The 3,107-nt window shown below is 37.2% G+C and carries 3 protein-coding genes; 2 read left to right on the top strand and 1 reads right to left on the bottom strand.

The window, feature by feature from the left end; genetic code table 11:
* The first annotated feature begins 492 nt into the window (after positions 1-492).
* Positions 493-675: a hypothetical protein gene (locus H1P_RS32250; protein WP_144875407.1), complete on the top strand. Its 183-nt coding sequence runs from the start codon at positions 493-495 to the stop codon at positions 673-675.
* A 210-nt stretch (positions 676-885) separates the two neighbouring features.
* Here the strand turns inward: H1P_RS32250 and tatC are convergent, their stop codons facing one another.
* A complete protein-coding gene (gene tatC, locus H1P_RS32255) occupies positions 886-1,653 on the bottom strand; it encodes a twin-arginine translocase subunit TatC (protein ID WP_144875409.1) in 768 nt (255 codons plus the stop codon).
* Between the two features lie 275 nt (positions 1,654-1,928).
* Here tatC and H1P_RS32260 point away from each other — a divergent pair, with 275 nt between their 5' ends.
* Positions 1,929-2,876, top strand: coding sequence for an MHYT domain-containing protein (locus H1P_RS32260; protein WP_186376276.1), 948 nt, complete (start codon positions 1,929-1,931; stop codon positions 2,874-2,876).
* Positions 2,877-3,107: the final 231 nt, after the last annotated feature.

Here is a 3,107-nt window from a genome sequence, read left to right on the forward strand (position 1 = left end):
AAAAAATCAATTGAACTGGAAAGTAATGGATTACAGTTTTCAAGCAAATTAATTTAATTGTATTTAGTATTTTATCTTTAACTTATTCATTGTCGAGTTTCTTAGCTTTATGATTTTTAAGTCAAATTAAGGTTTGAGGTTTTAGAACTATGGTCGAAAATGCTAGTCAATTGCAAAAGCAATTAGAAGCAAAAAATGAAGTTTCAGGAGGAATTTTGTTTAAAATTTCCGACGCTCCTCGAATTACTTTTCTTTGGTAACAGTGGCTCTATTATCTCCCACTCTTTATTTGTCAAGCTACTTGTATATGGCATTTTCTACCTATTATACCTTTTGTGAAGATATCAAATGGGTTCTATAAGCTCTGTCTACGAACCGTATGATTATTTATTTCATCCCTCAAATCAGAAACGCCTATGACTTAATATCAGGGTGAATACTTTGGATAAACTCATCAACAACGATAGGTGCATAACAAAATAGGAGAAACTTATGAACAGTAACAATCAGGTTGTCACACAACCTTCTGCATTTCCTGAAAATGAAACTCCTAACCTAGATCCTCTGCCTAATGGTAGTAGTCCAGTGGGAATCATTTTAGCTATTTCAATTTTGGTAGGAGCGATTGCCAAATTAATTGAAGTACTTGTTCCAGTTATGAAAAAGACTAAATAGACTAGTTTATTAATAGTTTCATTTCTAACCCTTCCTATATTTTGAGGGGTTTTTTGTGTTTATTAGAAACTAGAAATTCAAGGTAGAAATTGCCGTTTCCTTCTGCTGTTCTGTCACCCCTAAATATCGCTCCTTTGGTTTCCTTATAATGCTTTTATCAGTAACCAAATTTTGGACTGTTTATAGTCATTATTCTTGAAGCCAAGAAATCTATTTACCGATTAATTTCACCATGCCAATACCACCAAAATACAAGCCCAATACTGCACCAGCAAGCAGAGATTGAGTTAAAGGGTCAGTAGAAGGAGTTAAAATAGCTCCCATAACTACAGCACCAAGAACAACATAACGCCAACCCGCAGCCATTAAATCGGAAGAAACAATACCCAAAAAACCGAGAATTAACTGTACGATGGGAATCTGGAAAGCTAGCCCCGTACTAAACATTAACAGAAGAACAAACTCAAAATAGCGATCGATTGACCAAGACTGTTCTACAACATCTCCACCATAGCTAATAAAGAAATTAAGCGCAGCAGGAATTAGAGCAACATAGGCAAAAGCTAGCCCCGCAAAGAATAAAACACTCGAACCCAATACCACAGGAGCTAACAAACGCCTTTCGCGACGGGTTAAACCTGGTAGAACAAACTGTACTATCTGATAAAGTATCCAGGGACTAGCCAGTAAAATGCCACTGTAACCAGCAACTTTAATCGAGACAAAAAAGAATTCTCCTGGCGCAAGTTGCAGGAATTTAACCCCCTGTGCGGGTACTTCTAAAACTCTGACTAAGGGCTTCACTACAATAAAGCAGCCAATAACCCCAAGTACAATACCTATCAGGGCGTAAAAAATACGCATTCTCAATTCTTCGAGATGATCGAACAGAGACATTTCTACTTCACTAGGAAGCTCGTCGAGATGGGCTTCTTTTTCTGGTTGTTGAGTGGTGGTTTCTGGTGGCGTTACAGACATGAATGGATACTAAAAGCTTTTGATATGGGGCTATTGTCATTTGATTATCTATCTTAACGTGAGTTGAGGTTTAGGAAATAAACCTCGTCCGATCCAATTAGTCTTGATTCAGTAGATCGCGCCCTCTGTAGGGTGCGAAGCGTGAAACGTAACGCACAAAACCCATTAATTAATATTTTCTATTCAAACAATTAATGATTTTCATTTAAATGGAAAAATATTTGGTACTAAAGATTTTATCATTTGAATTAAGAGCTTTTTTAAAGATATTTGCTATGGAATACACTTACAATGCTCCTCTAGTTTTATTTTCCGCAATTATTGCTGTTGCTACAAGCTATTTTGTTATTGAAATGAATGCTGAAACTCTTTTGATTTTTAGGGAAAGATTTGAGCGGATAATGTTTTGGGCGATCAACTCAATTTTAATGGCAATGGGCATTTGGGGAATGCATTTTGTGGCGATGACTGCCTTTTCTCTGGAAATTGAAATTACCTATGACTTGAACACGGTTTTAGTTTCTTTCTTAGCAGCTTTTGTGGGATGCTTCTTTTGCCTGTTAATTATTTCTAGACCTTACGTTAACAGAATAAACGTAGTTGCGGGAGCGATAATTATGGGTTCGGCAATTGCAGGAATGCATTACATCGGAATGAGTGCAATGAAAATTGAAAACGTTGGGATTAGTTACAATCCTTTACTGCTAGTATTTTCCGTAATGCTTGCGATCTTTGTTTCTTTAGTGGCGATCTTACTTATTCTTAAATTGCGAGAACCAGCGACCAGTCAGAGATTACCTCGATCCCGCTTGACGGGACTCCGCCGTACAAGCGGTGCGCGGGGATGGGGGGACTTCAACAGACCGCAATCAACTGTGGTCAGCAAAACATCAAACCAGAAAAGTCCCCCCTATCCACCCCTGGCGAGGTTGCCTCGCCCAAGGAACGCGCACCAAGACACGACGAAGCCTGCTCTGACCGTTGGTCAAGTTTATTTTTGGAAAAAAGTTTTTTCTTCTTTACTAATGGGCGGAGCAATACTTGCGATGCATTATACGGGAATGGCAGCAGCGCGATTCACAGTAGAGCCAACGAAGACTTTGACTTCTCATACTGTTATTACTTCCAATACTTTAGGATTCTGTGCTGTATTGGCTGTTCTCGGTTGTTTAATAATGATTCGCATTATTTTGTTTAATGCTAAATTTGAGCGTTATAACTGATTATTATTCAAAATAAACTATATATAACTAATAAAACCTAACTTACTAAATTTTGATTGTTTTAACTTAAAATATCATCACTTTATAGAATAATTCCTCCAAAAAAAACGTTAAAATTCAAGAAAGCAATTTGTTGATTAATTATGACTAAATCTCAAGATTTGCCTCTCCATGTTCAGGATAGAGAAACGGTTATTGAACAGAGTAATAATGACTCACGGTTCGCTTAAA

The sequence above is a fragment of the Hyella patelloides LEGE 07179 genome (assembly GCF_900659865.1).
GTDB classification, from domain to species: Bacteria; Cyanobacteriota; Cyanobacteriia; order Cyanobacteriales; family Xenococcaceae; genus Hyella; species Hyella patelloides.

Coding starts and splice junctions, on each gene's coding strand:
- H1P_RS32250 (WP_144875407.1), top strand. CDS start 493: ATGAACAGTAACAATCAGGTTGTCACACAACCTTCTGCATTTCCTGAA.
- tatC (WP_144875409.1), bottom strand. CDS start 1,653: ATGTCTGTAACGCCACCAGAAACCACCACTCAACAACCAGAAAAAGAA.
- H1P_RS32260 (WP_186376276.1), top strand. CDS start 1,929: ATGGAATACACTTACAATGCTCCTCTAGTTTTATTTTCCGCAATTATT.